Below are 15,716 nucleotides of genomic sequence, written 5' to 3' on the forward strand. Positions count from 1 at the left end.
TTCCAGGGTGTTCATGTGCGGGCAGGGACGGAGAACCCTGCAGCGCGATGCGTACGTTTTGTACCTTCATCGAAGTTAGGGGCCGCAGGTAAAGGGATGGGCTGTCCAAGGTGAACAGAACCTTAACGACGGCGGGATATTGGCTTACAAGTACCGGGTTCCCATTGCGCAGATCACAGGTCCGGCCGTAGTGCACGGCGCTGGCCGGTAAAAGGGCGGGCCAGCAAATACACTGGACGTCATGGCTTCGGCAGCAGGACTCTCAGCGGGCAGGCGTTTCCTGCACGGGCGTATCCGCACCGGCCTGATCCGGAGCCGGAATTCCCTGGTTCCCGCCATCCAAATGACCTTGTGTGCCGTGGGCGCCTATGCCTTCGCCGAGTACGTGCTGGGCCATTCCGGGCCCCTTTTCGCTGCCACCTCGTCCCTGATCGCGCTGGGCTTCTCGCGCGAACCGCGGCTCCGGCGCGTGGTGGAGGTGGGGCTGGGCTGCACCATCGGCATCGCGGTGGGCGACCTCCTCCTGCACTGGCTGGGCGGCGGAATCTGGCAGGCCGCCGTCGTCCTTCTCTTCTCCATCCTGCTGGCCCGCTTCCTGGACAGCGGCACCATCTTCACCACGCAGCTGGGGCTGCAGTCGCTCCTCGTGGTGCTGCTGCCGGCGCCGGCCGGCGGGCCTTTCACCCGCAGCATCGACGCAGTGGTGGGCGGCCTGTGCGCGCTGCTGGTGACCATCCTGATCCCCAAGGATCCGCGCCGGGAACCACGCAAGGACGTCCAGAAGCTGCTGCACGAACTGGCAGAGGTGCTGCGCGAATGTGCCGACGCCCTGGTTAACAGCGATTCCACCCAGGCCTGGCATGCACTCATCCGAGGCAGGAACTGCCAGCCGCTGGTGGACGCGATGCGCCAATCCCTGCGTTCTTCCGGCGAGGTGGCCCGGCTGGCGCCCGCATACAGGCGGCACCGCGAAGAGCTGGACCAGCTGAAAGTATCGCTGGACTTCATTGACCTGGCGCTGAGGAACAGCCGGGTTTTCGCGCGCCGCCTCACCAGCGCCATCAATCACGCGGCGCTCTCGGACGAGGCCACGGAGAACATCGCAGAGGTGCTGCAGGAGACCGCTGCCGCCATTGACGAACTGTCGCTGGGCCTGGCGGAAACGCACGACGGCGTCCGCCGCGCCCACCTGCGCACAGCCCGCCGGGACCTGAGCGAAATTGCACTGCGGCTGCACCCGAAGCTGCTGGGAGTGCAGCGGCTGGAAGGCGAAACGGTGGTGATGCTGTTCAGGCCGCTGATGGTGGACCTGCTCGAGGCAACGGGAATGGACTCCCGGGAGGCCAGGGACGTGCTGCCGGCGCTTTAGCCTGCCCCGGTGGTGAGCTCGTCGGAACTAAACGTCGTTGGGGTACTGCAGCCCCAGTTGCTGCCGTGCTTCGTCGAGCAGCTGCATCATCTGCACGGTTTCGGCCCAAGGCATCAGCGGGCTCTCCTGGAGACCGGCGCGGATGCAACGTGCGGTTTCCCGCAGTTCGTGGATGAAGCCCTCGGTCTCCTCTGGAAATTCCTCCACCCGGATGCGGCCCTCCAGGCCGCAGATTTCCAGGCTCTTGGGGCTGTACAGCGGGGAACCGGTCCTGATCCAGCCGGCGGTCCCGCTCAGTGTTGCCATGCTCGGGCCGGCAGACGAGAGTGAGGAGGTCAGCTGCGCTGCGGCACCTTCGGGATATTCGAGAGTGAGCGCATTCTGCACGTCCACGCCGTCCTGGTTCAGGTGGCCTGTGGCCGTAAGCCGGGTGGGGTACCCGAAGGCAGCCACGGCCCAGGTCAACGGGTAGACCGCGAGGTCCAGGAGGGCGCCGCCGCCGGCAGCCGGATCCCACAGCCTGTCCTCGGGGTCGTAGACGGCCGGAAAGCCCAGGTCCGCCTGGACCCAGCGGACCGTGCCGATCGCACCGTTGCCGGCCAGCTCGAGGGCGCGGCGGGTAGCCGGCAGGAAGCGGGTCCACACCGCCTCCATCAGGAAAAGTCCCCGATCCCCCGCCAGCCGGGTCAGCTCCCGGGCCTCCCGGGCGTTGATGGTGAGCGGCTTTTCGCACAGGACATGCTTGCCGGCGTCGAGGGCCGCACGGGCAACTTCGAAGTGCTGGGCGTGCGGCGTGGCCACGTACACCACGTCCACCAGCGGGTCGGCGAACAGGTGCTTGTAACCGGTTGCGGCGGCAGTGTCGTAGTAGCTGGTTTCAAAACCATGCGCTTCCGCGAAGCCGCGGGCAGAACCGGCACTCCGCGAACTCACTGCGTACAGCGCAGCATCCTCAAGGCGCGCCAGGTCGAGGGTTACGCGGTGGGCAATCCTGCCGGTAGCCACAACACCCCACCGCAGGGGGCGCACATCCTGCGTGGAACCATCCTCCGCGCTGGGCATCAGGCGGACCCGCGGACTACGAGTGATGTGGGAATCTGTGTGACCCGGTCGGGGTCCTTGCCCTCGATCAGATTCACCAGGATTTCGGCCATTTTCTTTCCCATATCGATAATCGGGTGATGCACCGTGGTGAGCTGCGGATCCACGGAAACAGCGAACGAATCGTCGTCGAACCCCACCACGGCAACGTCCTCGGGTATCCGGAGCCCGCGTTCCTGCAGCACGCTGTAGGCACCGGCCGCCATCTGGTCGTTGGCGACGAACAGGCCGTCCACCGGCCGCCCGCTGCCCAGCAAACGCCGCATAGCTTTGGCTCCCGAGGCATGGGTGAAGTCCCCGTACTCCACCATGGAATCATCCAGTCCGGCTTCCGCCATGGCTTTTCGCCAGCCGTTGACCCGGTCGATGCCCGGCGGCATGTCCTGGGGGCCGGCGATAGTGGCGATGTTGCGCCGTCCCCGTTCGATCAGCAGCCGGGTTGCCCCTGCGGCTGCTGCCTCATTATCAACATCCACGTAGTAGCTGCCGCTTTCGCGCAGGGGCCGGCCTGCGAACACCATCGGGATGTAGTCGCCCAGGTGGGTCCAGGACGTGTCCCCGGCATGGTGGGACACCACCAGGGCACCTGCCACGCTGCCCCCGAGCAGGAAAGCCCGGGTCTTTTCCGGCTTGGCCTCGGAGGCGATCACCATGTTCAGGGTGTAGTCCGTGTCCGCCAGGTACAGGGCCACGCCCTGCACCACCGATGCGAAGAACGGATCCGCGAACACCTTGGACGTGGACTCCGGCACGATAAGGGTCACCGAGTTGGGCCGCCTGCTGGCCAGGGTACGGGCAGCCCGGTTGGGGGTGTAGTTCACGGCGAGAATGGCCTGCCGCACCTTGGCGGCGATGTCCTCATCCACGCTCGGCACGTCATTCACCACCCGCGAGACGGTGGCGCGGGAAACGCCGGCCAGCGCCGCCACCATTTCAAGGGTGGGCGCCGGCCTGCTTGCGCTGGGGTCTTGCTTCACAATGTTCGCTCCGTGATCTAGCTGGCACTGGGCCGGGGATTTCAGTTTAGGCGGGCAGGGACATGGCGGGGCGTGGAATGTTCCGCTTCGCCGCAGCGATCAGTTCGGCGTAGGCCTTTCCGCTGTCCTTGACCGTGCGTTCGAAGCTGCCGTAATCCACGCGGACGATCCCGAACCGTTTTCCGTAGCCCCACGACCATTCGAAGTTGTCCAGCAGTGACCAGACGAAGTAGCCGCGGACGTCCGCGCCCTGGTCTATGGCTTCACCGACGGCGGCCACATGGTCCAGGATGAAGCGGGTCCGCTCCTCGTCGTGCACGGCGCCGTCGGCGTCCAGCGTGTCCTCGTAGGCGGCACCGTTTTCGGTGATGTAGAGCGGCGGCAGGGACGGATACTCCTCGCCCAGCCGGACCAGCAGGGTGCCCAGGCCCTCCGGGTTCACTTCCCAGCCCATCGCTGTCCTCGGCAGCCCCCTGCTGGGGAACGCGATGTCCTCGGAGCCGATCCAGGGTGAGGCGGTGGGACGTTCGGCGCCGCCGGAGTGGCCGTCGCTTCCGGCGGCGTCGGGGTGTCCGCTGATGAGGTCATCGTGGTAGTGGTTCACGCCCAGGAAGTCCAGGGGCGCGCTGATGATTTCGAGGTCGCCCGGACGGATCAGGTCCTGCAGGCCAAAGGGTGCCAGGTCCCGCAATGAATCCTCCGGGTAGCTTCCCCGCAGGATGGGGTCAAGGAAGATCCTGTTCTGCAGGGAGTCGAACCGGCGGGCGGCGTCGAGGTCCACCGGGTCCTGGCTGTCCCGCGGAATCGAATTGCTCAGATTGAGGGTGATGCCCAACTGCTCCGCTCCACGGCTTCGCAGCGCATTGACCGCCAGTCCGTGGGCCAGGTGCTGGTGATGGACGGCGGCGACGGCGGCCGCGGGCTCCTGGCGGCCGGGCGCGTGGACCCCCGCCCCGTAGCCCAGCAGTGACGAACAGAAGGGTTCATTGAACGTGGTCCAGTGGCGGACCCTGTCCCCGAGCGCCGAGTACACGTCGTCGGCATACTCCACGAACCGGTACGCCGTGTCCCGGTTCACCCAGCCGCCCTTCTCCTCAAGTGCTTGGGGCAGGTCCCAGTGGTAGAGGGTGAGCCACGGCAGGATGCCTGCTTCGAGCAGCTCATCCACAAGCCGGGAGTAGAAGTCCAATCCCTCGCGGTTCGCGGTCCTGCCTCCGGGGCGGACCCGCGCCCAGCTGGTGGAGAACCGGTAGGAATCCAGTCCCAGTTCCTTCATCAGCCGGACGTCCTGGGGCATCCGGTGATAGTGGTCCACTGCCTGCTCAAGGTTGTCACCGTTGGCGATGGCACCGGGGATCCGGGCGAAGTGGTCCCAAATGGAATCTTCCTTGCCGCCTTCGTGGCCGGCGCCTTCTACCTGGGCGGCCGCCGTCGCCGATCCCCAGAGGAAGCCCTCGGGCCATTGCCGCTTATACGTTGAGTGCTGCATTCAGCCCTTCACTGCTCCTTGCATGATTCCTGAGATGAGTTGTTTTCCTGCGAGTACGAACAGCACCAGCAGCGGGAGGGTTGCCAGAACCGCGCCGGCGAGGACCACGGAGTAGTCCACGTAGCGGGCCGACTGCAGCTGGCTGAGCGCCGTCTGCAAGGTGGGGTTGCCGGCGTCGAGCACCAGCAGGGGCCAAAGAAAATCAGTCCAGGCGGTCATAAAGGTGAAGAGGCCCAGGATGGCCATGGCGGGCCGCGCGGCCGGGATGGCGACGTGCCGGAAGGTTGAAATCATGCTGGCACCGTCCATCCTGGCGGACTCGATCAGTTCGTCCGGGATGACGTCCACCAGGTACTGCCGCATAAAGAAGACGCCGAACGCGGTCACCAGGGTGGGCACCACCACGGCCCCGATTTCGCCGGTCCAGCCCAGGGTGCGCATCACCATAAACAGCGGGATGATCCCGAGCTGGGTGGGGATGGCCATGGTGGCCACCACCATCAGCATGAGCCCGTCCCGGCCCCGGAAGCGGAGCTTGGCGAACGCGTAGCCGGCCAGGGTTGAGAAGCCCACCACCGAAACGGTGATGATGCAGGAAATCAGCACGCTGTTGCCCAGTGCGAGCCAGAAGGGAATCGTGTCGAAGACTTCGCCCACGTTGGTCCAGAAGTTTCCGCCCGGGAGCAGTGGCGGCCAGGTCTCACCAAGGGCCTCGTTGGACCGGCTGCCGATCACGGCGGACCACCACAGGGGGTAGGCCGAGGACAGCAGGAACACCAGGAGGAGGCCGTACGTCAGGAACCCGGGCTTTTCCCCGGAGCCGAAGAAGCGCTTCCGGAGCGTTGTGGACGGGCCGGTCGCAGGGCTCGAGGAGGTGCGGGATTCAGCAGGTGCGGGGGCTGCCCCTTCGATGGTGCTCATCGTGTGGTCCTTTCGGCGCGTCTCCGGGCGGCCCGGGAGGGTTTGGCGGGGTCTGCGGTGGCGATGCGCCGGGAGATGAGGTAGTTGACCAGACCGAACAGCACGATGATCAGGAAAAGGAGCCAGGCGATGGTGGATGCCTTGCCGAAGTTCTGGCGCTGGAAGGCCATTTCCCAGAGGTACAGCACGGTGGTCTGGAATTGCCGCTGGGAGCCGCCGGCGGTGGCGGGATCGAACAGGCGCGGCTCGGTGAAGATCTGCAGGCCGCCGATGGTGGACGTGATGACCACAAACACCATGGTGGGACGGATGCTCGGCAGGGTGATGCTGAAGAACCGGCGCATGGCTCCGGCTCCGTCCAGCGCGGCGGATTCGTAGAGGTCGCGGGGTACGGCCTGCATTGCTGCGAGCAGGATCAGCGCGTTGTAGCCGGTCCAGCGCCAGTTCACCATGGTGGCGATGGCGATGTGGCTGGGCAGCGTTTCGCTTTTCCACATCACCGGGTCCAGGCCGAAGTTGCCCAGGACATTGTTGATCAGGCCGTACTGCTCACCGAACATGTTGGTGAAGATCATGGCCACTGCCACCGGCGTCACGACGTAGGGCAGCAGGACGCTCATCCGCCAGAACGTCCTGGCCCGAAGGTTCTGGTCAAGTATGGCGGCCAGGAAGAGGGCAACGGCGAGCTGCGGGATGGCGGAGAGCAGGAAGATGCTCACCGTGTTGAACAGGGAGTTCCAGAAGAAGCGGTCCTGCAGGACTTCCGCGAAGTTCTGCAGCCCCACGAAGTCGCCCCGGCCCTTGAGCAGGTGCCAGTCGAAGAGGCTCACCACGAAGGTGTAGACCAGCGGAAAGAGTCCCACGAGGGCGAAGAGGATAAAGAACGGTGCGACGTACAGGTAGGGCGATGCTTTGACGTCGAAGACGCTCAGCCGCTGCTTCCAGGTGGGTTTCGGTTTGATGGCCGCGGGTTTGGCGGCCCGGTTCAGGGTGGTTGTCATGGGCTCTTGCCCTCCATCGGGGGGCCTCCCTTCCGGAAGGCCCCGCAGCGGGTGGTGCTAGTTGTTTACGACCAGGTCGTTGAGGAGGGCCAGCGCTTCGGACCAGGCCTTGTCAGCGTCGGCCGTCCCGCCGTCGAGCATTTTCATGGCGGGCCCGAACACGTTCTCCTGGATGACGGAATCGTCCGGTCCCTTGAACTGGGCCACCACTCCCTTGGCGCGGTTGGCGAGGATAACGCCGGTGGGGGCATTGTTGAACAGCACATTGGGGGTGGCGTCCGCTACGAGCTTCTCCTGTGCCTTCAGTGTGCTGGGGAAGTTGTTGGCCGCGGCCGACTGCTTCACCTGCTGCTCAGGGGCGGTGAGCCAGGCTGCAAGCTTGGCAGCTTCCGCGGGATGCTCGGAGGTCTTGGGCACTGAAAGGAAGGCACCTCCCCAGTTGGAGGCCCCGCCGGGGAAGACGTCGGCGAAGTCCCAGCCGCTGTCCGCGCCGCCGCCCGCTGATTCAAGCTGGCCCTTGATGGTGCCGAGCATCCAGCCGGGGCAGACGAACGTGGCGAAGGAGCCGTCAGTGAATGCCTTGCCGTTGCCCCAGTCCCACTGTGTTTGGTTGGCGGACAATCCGGCCGCGGTTCCGGCCGCCAGCAGTTCGAGTTTGGCTTTCATCTCTGCGTTGCCGTCGACGTTCAGCTCCCCGTCCTTGGTGTAGTAGCCCTCTTCCATCTGGTTGACCATCGAGTTCCAGACGAAGCCGGACTGGTCGTACCAGGCCTTGCCGGTGGCTGCCTTGTACTGCTCGCCGAGCTTGAAGTAGGTCTCCCAGGTGGCGTCCTCCCCGCCGAACAGCTTCGCTACCGATTCGCGGTCCTTCGGAAGGCCGGCAGCCTCAAAGAGTTTGCCGTTGTAGCAAAGGCCCTGCGGTCCGATGTCTGTCCCGTATCCAATGACGCGGCCGTCCGGATCGGTGCCCTGCTTGAACTTCCAGTCCACCCAGTTGTCCTTGATGTCCGCTGCCCCGTGCTCGTTCAGGTCCACGAACTGGTCCGAAACTTCCATGATGGATCCCAGCCAGCCTTCCTCGATGGCCACCACGTCGCTGAGGCCTGAGCCTGCAGCGAGTTTCGTGAACGCATCGGTGCGGGCGTTGGCTCCGCGGTCGATGTTTGTGGCTTTGATCTTGACTCCGGGGTTGGCCTGCTCGTATTCACCGTAGAGATCGTCATAGCCGAAGGTTCCGAAAGTGGTGACCGTGAGCTCCACGGGGTTGTCTGCGCTTGCTGCCTGTTCTTTGCTGCTGCTGCTGCAGCCGGAGGCCATCAGGGCCAGGGCCGCTGCGCCCGCGATGGCGGCCGCAGTATGTCGTGCGAATTTCAAGGTCACTCCTTTGTGGGGGATCTACCGACGCTGAGAGAGCGCTCTCTGGCAAGTTCCTCAACTGTAGGGGTGGCGCAGATCACTGTCAAGAGAGCGCTCTCTCAGGAGGCCGGCGGGCGGGAGGCTTCCCCTGCAGTGCCGCGCCGGGCCCGCGCCGGCGCGAGGCAGGGGGAATGTCGGGGCCCGCCGCTAGGGTGGACCCCATGGCTACAAAGACTTCCCGGGCGTCCAAGGCCCCCGCGTACAAATGCGCTGAATGCGGCTGGACCACAGTCAAGTGGGTGGGCCGGTGCGGCGAGTGCCAGGCGTGGGGCACCGTTGAGGAAACGGGAGCCGCCGTGGCGCGTACGACGGCGGCCACTACTGTTCTTGAACCGGCCCGCCGGATTGCCGAGGTGGACGCCACCACGGCTGCTTTCCTGCCCACAGGCGTCGATGAGCTGGACCGCGTGCTGGGCGGCGGCCTGGTACCGGGCGCGGTGATCCTGCTCGCCGGGGAACCCGGCGTCGGAAAGTCCACCCTGTTGCTGGATGTGGCCGCGAAGTTCGCCCGCACGGCGCAGGACGTCCTGTACGTGACGGGCGAGGAGTCCGCCGCGCAGGTGAAGCTGCGCGCCGAGCGGATCGACGCCGTCGCGGAGTCCCTATACCTTTCGGCGGAAACAGACCTGGGCCAGGCGCTGGGCCAGGTGGAGAAGATCGAGCCGCGGCTCCTGATCGTGGACTCGGTGCAGACCCTCAGCAGTGCCGACGTCGATGGCAGCGCCGGCGGCGTTTCCCAGGTCCGTGAGGTGGCCGCGTCCATCATCGCCGCCGCCAAGCGCCGGAACATGACCACACTCCTGGTGGGGCACGTGACCAAGGACGGGTCAATCGCAGGGCCCCGGCTGCTGGAGCACCTGGTGGATGTGGTGTGCCAGTTCGAGGGCGAACGGCATTCGCGGCTAAGGCTGCTCCGCGCCGTCAAGAACCGCTACGGTCCCACCGATGACGTGGGCTGCTTCGACCTGAACGAGAACGGCATCGAAGGGCTCACCGATCCCAGTGGCCTGTTTGTCAGCCGCACCAAGGAACCCGTCTCGGGCACCTGCATCACGGTCACCATGGAGGGCAGGCGTCCGCTGCTGGCGGAAGTGCAGTCACTGCTCGCTGAGAGCGCCAACTCGCAGCCGCGGAGGGCCACCAGCGGCCTGGACAGCTCCCGGGTTTCCATGCTGCTGGCCGTCCTCCAGCAGCGGGCCGGAACCCTGCTGCACAAGGACGATTCCTACGTTGCAACCGTGGGCGGAGTGAAGCTCAGCGAGCCCGCCACGGACCTTGCGGTTGCCCTCGCCGTCGCGTCAGCGAAGGCACGCAAGCCGCTGCCCATCCGCCTGATAGCTTTCGGCGAAGTGGGGCTGGCCGGAGAGGTCCGGCCCGTTCCGGGGATCAACCAGCGCATCCAGGAAGCCCACCGCCTCGGGTTCACGCACGCAGTGGTACCGGCAAGCCATGCCGGCCCTGGCCCGATCCCGGCCGGTTTTTCGGTCCGGGAAGTGGAGCACCTGACCGAGGCCCTGAGCCTGTTGATCGGCTAGCGCCTGCCGATTTATTGCCGCGCCTGTTGCATAGATTCAGGAGTGCTCTGGCAAGGGGTCCGGGTCGTCCAAGTGCGAGTTGAGGAGCCAGCCGGACACGTCGCTGCGCAGCACCAGCAGCGGACCTCCCGTGGCGCTCACGTTTCCGTTGGGCACGTAATAGCCGCGGCCGGAACCGGCACCCCCGGCCGCCCGGTCCAGCGCGTCCACCAGGTGGCGCGGCAGGTGGCCCTGCGGACCAAGGATGCGAAGCTCTTCACGTTCTTCCGGCGTCAGCCGTCCCAAAACCTCAGCAATGTTGGCCATGAGTGGTCCCTTCGAGCAAAGTGCCTGAAGGGCTAACCTAAAGCAGCGCCGTGAACTGCAGGTTAACACCGGACGGCGATTTCGCATCACAAGAAAACCAGCCCGATACGGAGGCACAATGCCGGTTGTCAGCGCAGGAATCCTGCTGTTCAGGCGGCCGGATCCGGCTGTCCTGGAAGTGTGGATTGCCCATATGGGCGGCCCATTCTGGGCCCACAAGGACGCCCACGCCTGGTCCATCCCCAAGGGCGAATACACCGAAGACGAGGACCCGCTCGCTGCGGCGCTCCGGGAGTTTGCCGAGGAGATGGGCACACCGGCCCCGGCCGCGGATTACCTGGAGCTCGGCAGGTTCCGGCAGCCCTCCGGCAAGGTCATCACGGTTTTCGCCGCGGAGCAGGACTTCCGGCCTGAACGGATTGAGAGCAACACCTTTCCGCTGGAATGGCCCAAGGGGTCAGGCCGGATCCAGCATTATCCCGAAATCGACGACGCGCGCTGGTTCAGTGAGGAGGAGGCCCGGCTCAAGCTGGTCAAAGGCCAACTGCCCGTGCTGGATGCGCTGGTGGAACACACCACCGGACAGCAGTAGGAGCGCCGTCCCTGGGAAGCGGCGCTCCTGCTGAGCAGATGCTTTGACGGGCGGGTCAGGCAGCGGCCTGTTCCCGCACCGGCATCTTGGTGACGGCGACGTCATCCCCCGAACAGAGCATGGTCCGTCCGGCGCCGTCGTTCCGGATCATCCAAAAGACGCTGCGGTCGGCGGCGATCATGTCGATGGTGCCGGACATGGTTTCCCCACCCGCCGTGCGCACCTCCACTTGGTCGTTCCTGCAGAGCTTCGACCAGTCAGGCACCGGCGCCGGCACCCGAGCAGACACTGCCGCTGCTCCCCGGCGGACCTGATGGTGTTTGTACATAACAGCCCCCTGCTCCTAGAAGTGGCCGCCGTCGGCCTTGACGGCCAGGACGGGACGGTCCGCCTGCATCAGGATCTGCTGCGCGTGGCTGCCGAGGATGAACTTGCCCACCTGGGTGCGGTGCCGCAGCCCGATGACGATGAGCGAAGCATCCACTTCCCGGGCAACGTCGAGGAACTCGTCGGCAAGGTCGTGCTGGTAGGGCGGCTGGATGACTGTTGCCTTCACTCCATCATCGGCAGCCCGCCGTGCTGCCTGGGCCAGGACGTCCTCGGTGGCAACGGATTTGTCCACCAGGGCGCCCTGGCGCGCGGAGTTCACGATGAACAGATCCTGTTGCCGGAGCTTCGCCTCGGCGATTCCCGCTGCGAGGGCGGCCTCGCCGGCCGGGGTGGGCACAAAACCGACGATGATGCTCATACCTTCTCCTTGATGTTATGGGTGGTGCCGTTGTTGGCGGAGCCGGCTGGCGCCGTCGTGCCTTTACGCTTGGCGAGCAGGCTGCGGATGCCCGGCAGCACGGCCACCAGGACAAAAACCACCAGCAGCGTGGCCGAGATGGGACGGCCGAAGAAGCCTGTGGGGTCGCCGCCGAAGACCAGCAGCGATCGGCGCATTGAGCTTTCGAGCAGCTCGCCGAGCACGAAGGCCAGGACCAGGGGTCCCGGTTCGAAGCCAAACTTCTTCATGAGGTAGCCGATGATGCCAAAGACCACTACGAGCGTCACGTCGAACATGCTGTTGTTGATGGTGTAGGCACCCAGGAGGGTAATCAGGGCCGTGACGGGCGCAAGGATGGCGGCCCGTACGCGGAGGATCTTTACGAAGATGCCCACCAGCGGCAGGCTCATGATCAGCAGCAGGATGTTGCCGATGTACATGGAGTTCACCACGCCCCAGAAGAGCTCCGGGTTCTGCTCCACCAGCTGCGGGCCGGGGGTGACGCCCTGGATCAGCAGCGCACCGAACATCAGCGCCATGGTGGCGTTGGCTGGAATACCGAGGGTCAACAGCGGGATGAACGACGACGTTGCTGCCGCGTTGTTGGCGGTTTCCGGTCCGGCTACCCCTTCGGGGGCGCCCTTGCCGAAACGCTCGGGCTGCTTGGCGCGCTTCTTTTCCATCGCGTAGGACGCCATGGAGGCGATCGTGGCGCCGCCGCCGGGGAGGATTCCCAGGAAGAAACCCAGCACGGATCCGCGGCCGATGGCGCCGGAGGCCTGCTTGAGGTCCTTGCGGGAGGGCCAGACGTTGGTGACCTTCGACGGCGCCTTGGCGGCCCGGTGCCGTTCCTCCAGGTTGTAGAGGATCTCGCCGAGGCCGAAGATGCCCATTGCGATGGGCACGAAGTCGATGCCGTCGGCGAGCTGGAGGCTGCCGAACGTGAAGCGGCTTTCGCCGGTGAAGATGTCCCGGCCCACGCTGGCGAGCAGCAGGCCAAGGGCAGCCGCAATGAGGGCCTTCGCTTTCGAACCGCTGCTGATGGTGGCCACCAGCAGGATGCCCAGCATCGCAAGGGCGGTGTACTCGGGTGGACCAAAGTCCAGGGCGAAGCTGGCAACCAGAGGCGCGAGGAAGGTCAGCCCGATAATGGCTGCCGTTCCGCCGATGAAGGATCCGATGGATGCAAGTCCGAGGGCGGTGCCGGCCCGGCCCTGCTTGGCCATCTGGTAGCCATCAAAGACCGTGACCACGGACGACGCTTCACCGGGAAGCCTCAGCAGCACTGAGGTGATGGTGCCGCCGTACTGCGCGCCGTAGAAGATGCCGGCCAGCATGATGATGGCGGTGACGGGTTCAACGTTGTAGGTGAGCGGAAGCAGGATGGCGATAGTTGCCGCGGGCCCCAGTCCGGGCAGGACGCCAATCAGCATGCCGATTACGACGCCGATCAGGCAGTAGAGGAGGTTGGTCGGCTCCAGGACAACCGCAAATCCGTTGATAACGGGATTCAGAAAATCCACGCAGGTCTCCTAGAAGAGGTGGGGTATGGAGGTGTGGAGCGCGAGCACGAAGATGCCGTAGAAGGCAATGACAACGCCCGCGCTGACCACGAGGGTGGAGCGCCAGGTTTCCCCGCCGAGGAAGCGCATCCAGATGATGCACAGCACCAGGGCCGGCAGCTCGAAACCGATCAGCGGCATCAGCGCCACCATTGCGCCGAGAGTCACCAGGCCGGTCAGCGGCGCGGTGGACATCCGCGTGAACTTTTCGGCATCCCGGTTGTGGCGCCCGGCGATCAGCTGGAAGAGCCCGAGGGCTGTCATAACGCAGCTGATAAGGAACGGCCACAGCCCGGGCTGTGGCTTGTCCGGGGTGCCAAGCCCCATGGCTATCGAGAGGACCACGGCACCGATCCCGACGGCGGTCACCACAAGCGAGGAGGCTGCATTGGCAAGGGCGCCGGCTGCGGGAGGCTTTTCTTCCTCCCATTGGGCTGCCAGCTGCTCGGGTGTGAGGTCGTCAGCAAGTTGCCCAACCACGTCGCGGGGTGCTTCCCCGCCGGACGGGACGGCCGAGCTGCCCCGTCCGGCGGATACTGCTGGAGTTGGCTCCATGGCTGCTACTTGTTTCCGCCGAGGCTGATGCTGTACTTCTCAACCAGCTCTTTGTACTTCGCGGCGTAGTCCTTCCACTGCGTGGTAACTTCTTCGCCCGAGAGCTCCTTCGGGGTCAGCAGGTTCTTCTTGTTGAACTCCTGGTAGGCCTCGGACTTGAAGGTTTCCTGGAACGCGGCGAGCAGTTTGTCCTTCACTTCCTGCGGCGTCCCCTTGGGGGCGGCCACGGCGCGGTACTGGGCAACCGGCACGTCATAGCCGGCTTCCTTGGCGGACGGAACGTCGGGAAGGAAGCTGTTGCGTTCCTCGGAGAAGACCAGCAGGGGCGAAACCTTGCCGGCTTCGATCTGCGCCATTGCCTCGCCGAGCTGGATGGTGGCCAGTTCCACCTGGTTGCCCAGGACGGCGGTCAGGGCGGGCTTGCCGCTGTCGAAGGGGACGTCGGTGCCCTGGACGTTTGCCTGCTTGAACAGGACGGTCTGGGCCAGCTGGCTGCCGGTGCCCACGCCGGTGGTGCCGAAGGTGACGTTCCGGCCGGCGCCGGTTACGTCCTTGAAGCTCTTGAAGCCGGACTGCTCGCTTGCGACGAGGACGTAGTCGTCCTGGGAGAGGCCGGCGATGATGTCCAGATCTTCGATTTTTACTGCTTCATCCTGGCTCACGGCCAGCTGGGTAATGGTCACCAGCGACGCGGTGAGCAGGACCAGTTCCTGGCCATCGGCCGGTTTGCCTGCCACTTCCTTGGTGGCAAGGGCGCCGTTGGCCCCGGGCTTGTTAACCACCGGCATCGGCTGGCCGAGGGTCTTGGACGCTCCTTCGGCCAACGCACGGGCGATGAGGTCGGTGCTGCCGCCGGCAGCCTGTCCCACGGTCAGGGTGATGGGTCCGCTGGGGTATTTGGCCGTGTCGGCGGGGCCGCCGGCAACGTTGCCGCATGCGGTCAGGGCCAGCAGGGTAAAAGCCGAGGCCGTTCCGAGAACGGCGCGGCGGGACGGGAAGTGCTTCATTGGAACTCCTAGTTCGCACATCAGGGCAGAAACGCCCGGAAAGATCTGTGAAGCGGGTCACCCCGGCTTCGCTGTGTCGAGTGTAGGGAGCCGCTATGATGCTTGTCTAAGCCCAAAACAGCATTGCTTGATACCCGGAGGGCATCATGTTTACTTTCGACCAGCTGGCCGGATTCATCGCCGTTGCCGAGGAACTGCATTTCGGGCGGGCGGCCGAGCGGCTGAACATGACCCAGCCGCCGCTCAGCCGGCAGATCCAGAAACTGGAAAAGACCATCGGCGCCGAACTCCTGGAGCGAGACAACCGGAAAGTCCAGTTGACGCCGGCCGGCCAGACGTTCCTGGAGGAGGCCCGGCGCCTGATAGCCCTCGCCGAACGGGCGCCCATAACGGCCCGGAGGATAGCTTCGGGGCGCTCGGGCGTCCTGCGGATTGGCTTCACGGCAGCCAGCGGCTTCAGCATCCTGGGACCGCTGCTTGAGGAATTGTCCGGAATCATCCCGGACGTGGACATCGACCTCCAGGAACTGGTGACCGGCGATCAAATCAACCGCCTGCTGACCGGCGAGCTGGACCTTGGGCTGGCCCGGCCGCCGTTTGACCGGGAAACCTTCGATTCCCACCTGCTGTACCGGGAGTCCCTGGTGCTCGCGACCCCCACGGGCCACCCGTTGTCCCTGCTGGGAAGGGACATCGTTCCGGAGGACTTCAAGGACGAACCCCTGATCATGCACTCAGCCACCCAGGCGCGGTACTTCTACGACCTGGTGGTGCGCATGCTGCCGATCCGCCACACAAACGTGGTGCATACCGTCAGCCAGATCCTCACCATGGTGTCGCTGGTATCGGCAAACCGTGGACTCGCCTTTGTACCGCACTCCGCAACTTTGCTGGGCGTGAAGGGCGTGGAATTCCTGCCGCTTGGGGTCGGTGGCAGCGAGCAGGTGGAACTGCACGCCATCTGGAACCGCCGGATCACCAACCCGGCCCTGGCGCGCCTCCTCCGGGATCTCGAGTTCTCGATGGAGTGAGGCCGGGGCGACGTGCGGCTCCAGCATGCCGCCGGCCCCACGGCCCGCCATTCATGCCCGCAAGGTATCAATACATACAAAAATG

16 protein-coding genes are annotated in these 15,716 nt (G+C 65.3%); 4 read left to right on the forward strand and 12 right to left on the reverse strand.

The window, feature by feature from the left end:
* The first annotated feature begins 241 nt into the window (after positions 1-241).
* Positions 242-1,369 carry an FUSC family protein gene (locus AC3A4Z_RS13925; RefSeq protein ID WP_498712155.1) on the forward strand — a complete coding sequence of 376 codons (1,128 nt, stop codon included), beginning with the start codon at positions 242-244 and terminating at the stop codon, positions 1,367-1,369.
* Positions 1,370-1,396: 27 nt separating this feature from the next.
* Here the strand turns inward: AC3A4Z_RS13925 and AC3A4Z_RS13930 are convergent, their stop codons facing one another.
* Genes AC3A4Z_RS13930 through AC3A4Z_RS13955 form a run of 6 tightly spaced genes read right to left on the reverse strand, consistent with a single transcriptional unit; the run spans position 1,397 to position 8,175 of the window.
* Entirely contained in the window at positions 1,397-2,431 is a 1,035-nt protein-coding gene (locus AC3A4Z_RS13930; protein WP_498712157.1) for a Gfo/Idh/MocA family protein, read from the reverse strand.
* Positions 2,431-3,447 (reverse strand): LacI family DNA-binding transcriptional regulator, encoded by a 1,017-nt coding sequence (locus AC3A4Z_RS13935; RefSeq protein WP_498712159.1) that lies wholly within the window; start codon positions 3,445-3,447, stop codon positions 2,431-2,433. The genes AC3A4Z_RS13930 and AC3A4Z_RS13935 overlap by 1 nt, the downstream gene beginning before the upstream one ends.
* Before the next feature lie 46 nt (positions 3,448-3,493).
* Positions 3,494-4,936 carry a GH1 family beta-glucosidase gene (locus AC3A4Z_RS13940; RefSeq protein ID WP_498712161.1) on the reverse strand — a complete coding sequence of 481 codons (1,443 nt, stop codon included), beginning with the start codon at positions 4,934-4,936 and terminating at the stop codon, positions 3,494-3,496.
* On the reverse strand, positions 4,937-5,857 hold the full coding sequence (locus AC3A4Z_RS13945; RefSeq protein WP_498712163.1) for a carbohydrate ABC transporter permease: 921 nt from the start codon (positions 5,855-5,857) through the stop codon (positions 4,937-4,939).
* The gene (locus AC3A4Z_RS13950; protein ID WP_498712165.1) at positions 5,854-6,858 is read right to left on the reverse strand and encodes a carbohydrate ABC transporter permease; all 1,005 of its coding nucleotides are present in this window, start codon (positions 6,856-6,858) and stop codon (positions 5,854-5,856) included. The genes AC3A4Z_RS13945 and AC3A4Z_RS13950 overlap by 4 nt, the downstream gene beginning before the upstream one ends.
* A 57-nt stretch (positions 6,859-6,915) precedes the next feature.
* Positions 6,916-8,175 carry an ABC transporter substrate-binding protein gene (locus tag AC3A4Z_RS13955; RefSeq protein ID WP_498712414.1) on the reverse strand — a complete coding sequence of 420 codons (1,260 nt, stop codon included), beginning with the start codon at positions 8,173-8,175 and terminating at the stop codon, positions 6,916-6,918.
* A 260-nt stretch (positions 8,176-8,435) separates the two neighbouring features.
* Here AC3A4Z_RS13955 and radA point away from each other — a divergent pair, with 260 nt between their 5' ends.
* The gene (radA, locus tag AC3A4Z_RS13960) at positions 8,436-9,809 is read left to right on the forward strand and encodes a DNA repair protein RadA (RefSeq protein WP_498712166.1); all 1,374 of its coding nucleotides are present in this window, start codon (positions 8,436-8,438) and stop codon (positions 9,807-9,809) included.
* 36 nt (positions 9,810-9,845) lie between these two features.
* Here radA and AC3A4Z_RS13965 read toward each other — a convergent pair whose 3' ends face one another.
* Complete coding sequence (locus tag AC3A4Z_RS13965) at positions 9,846-10,115, reverse strand: hypothetical protein (protein WP_498712168.1); 270 nt, start codon at positions 10,113-10,115, stop codon at positions 9,846-9,848.
* A 118-nt stretch (positions 10,116-10,233) separates the two neighbouring features.
* Between AC3A4Z_RS13965 and AC3A4Z_RS13970 the strand changes: the two genes are divergently transcribed.
* Positions 10,234-10,707 carry an NUDIX hydrolase gene (locus AC3A4Z_RS13970; RefSeq protein WP_498712170.1) on the forward strand — a complete coding sequence of 158 codons (474 nt, stop codon included), beginning with the start codon at positions 10,234-10,236 and terminating at the stop codon, positions 10,705-10,707.
* A gap of 55 nt (positions 10,708-10,762) precedes the next feature.
* On the opposite strand, the gene AC3A4Z_RS13975 is transcribed toward AC3A4Z_RS13970, so the two are convergent.
* From AC3A4Z_RS13975 to AC3A4Z_RS13995, 5 genes are all read right to left on the reverse strand, one after another.
* Positions 10,763-10,906 (reverse strand): hypothetical protein, encoded by a 144-nt coding sequence (locus AC3A4Z_RS13975; RefSeq protein WP_498712172.1) that lies wholly within the window; start codon positions 10,904-10,906, stop codon positions 10,763-10,765.
* A gap of 144 nt (positions 10,907-11,050) precedes the next feature.
* Positions 11,051-11,455 carry a universal stress protein gene (locus tag AC3A4Z_RS13980; RefSeq protein WP_498712174.1) on the reverse strand — a complete coding sequence of 135 codons (405 nt, stop codon included), beginning with the start codon at positions 11,453-11,455 and terminating at the stop codon, positions 11,051-11,053.
* Complete coding sequence (locus AC3A4Z_RS13985) at positions 11,452-12,999, reverse strand: tripartite tricarboxylate transporter permease (RefSeq protein ID WP_498712176.1); 1,548 nt, start codon at positions 12,997-12,999, stop codon at positions 11,452-11,454. Before AC3A4Z_RS13985 ends, AC3A4Z_RS13980 begins: the two co-directional genes overlap by 4 nt.
* A gap of 9 nt (positions 13,000-13,008) precedes the next feature.
* A complete protein-coding gene (locus AC3A4Z_RS13990) occupies positions 13,009-13,593 on the reverse strand; it encodes a tripartite tricarboxylate transporter TctB family protein (RefSeq protein ID WP_498712178.1) in 585 nt (194 codons plus the stop codon).
* Between the two features lie 5 nt (positions 13,594-13,598).
* Complete coding sequence (locus tag AC3A4Z_RS13995) at positions 13,599-14,600, reverse strand: Bug family tripartite tricarboxylate transporter substrate binding protein (protein WP_498712180.1); 1,002 nt, start codon at positions 14,598-14,600, stop codon at positions 13,599-13,601.
* Between the two features lie 146 nt (positions 14,601-14,746).
* Between AC3A4Z_RS13995 and AC3A4Z_RS14000 the strand changes: the two genes are divergently transcribed.
* Positions 14,747-15,631 (forward strand): LysR family transcriptional regulator, encoded by an 885-nt coding sequence (locus AC3A4Z_RS14000; RefSeq protein ID WP_498712182.1) that lies wholly within the window; start codon positions 14,747-14,749, stop codon positions 15,629-15,631.
* Positions 15,632-15,716 lie beyond the last annotated feature (85 nt).

The organism is Arthrobacter sp. Soil_C_49, assembly GCF_057656635.1.

Bases quoted from the DNA above. Each gene is read 5' to 3' on its own strand.
- AC3A4Z_RS13950 (WP_498712165.1), bottom strand. From the start codon at position 6,858: ATGACAACCACCCTGAACCGGGCCGCCAAACCCGCGGCCATCAAACCG.
- AC3A4Z_RS13925 (WP_498712155.1), top strand. From the start codon at position 242: ATGGCTTCGGCAGCAGGACTCTCAGCGGGCAGGCGTTTCCTGCACGGG.
- AC3A4Z_RS13980 (WP_498712174.1), bottom strand. From the start codon at position 11,455: ATGAGCATCATCGTCGGTTTTGTGCCCACCCCGGCCGGCGAGGCCGCC.
- radA (WP_498712166.1), top strand. From the start codon at position 8,436: ATGGCTACAAAGACTTCCCGGGCGTCCAAGGCCCCCGCGTACAAATGC.
- AC3A4Z_RS13995 (WP_498712180.1), bottom strand. From the start codon at position 14,600: ATGAAGCACTTCCCGTCCCGCCGCGCCGTTCTCGGAACGGCCTCGGCT.
- AC3A4Z_RS13975 (WP_498712172.1), bottom strand. From the start codon at position 10,906: ATGTCCGGCACCATCGACATGATCGCCGCCGACCGCAGCGTCTTTTGG.
- AC3A4Z_RS13965 (WP_498712168.1), bottom strand. From the start codon at position 10,115: ATGGCCAACATTGCTGAGGTTTTGGGACGGCTGACGCCGGAAGAACGT.
- AC3A4Z_RS13940 (WP_498712161.1), bottom strand. From the start codon at position 4,936: ATGCAGCACTCAACGTATAAGCGGCAATGGCCCGAGGGCTTCCTCTGG.
- AC3A4Z_RS13970 (WP_498712170.1), top strand. From the start codon at position 10,234: ATGCCGGTTGTCAGCGCAGGAATCCTGCTGTTCAGGCGGCCGGATCCG.
- AC3A4Z_RS13990 (WP_498712178.1), bottom strand. From the start codon at position 13,593: ATGGAGCCAACTCCAGCAGTATCCGCCGGACGGGGCAGCTCGGCCGTC.
- AC3A4Z_RS13945 (WP_498712163.1), bottom strand. From the start codon at position 5,857: ATGAGCACCATCGAAGGGGCAGCCCCCGCACCTGCTGAATCCCGCACC.
- AC3A4Z_RS13955 (WP_498712414.1), bottom strand. From the start codon at position 8,175: ATGGCCTCCGGCTGCAGCAGCAGCAGCAAAGAACAGGCAGCAAGCGCA.
- AC3A4Z_RS13930 (WP_498712157.1), bottom strand. From the start codon at position 2,431: ATGCCCAGCGCGGAGGATGGTTCCACGCAGGATGTGCGCCCCCTGCGG.
- AC3A4Z_RS14000 (WP_498712182.1), top strand. From the start codon at position 14,747: ATGTTTACTTTCGACCAGCTGGCCGGATTCATCGCCGTTGCCGAGGAA.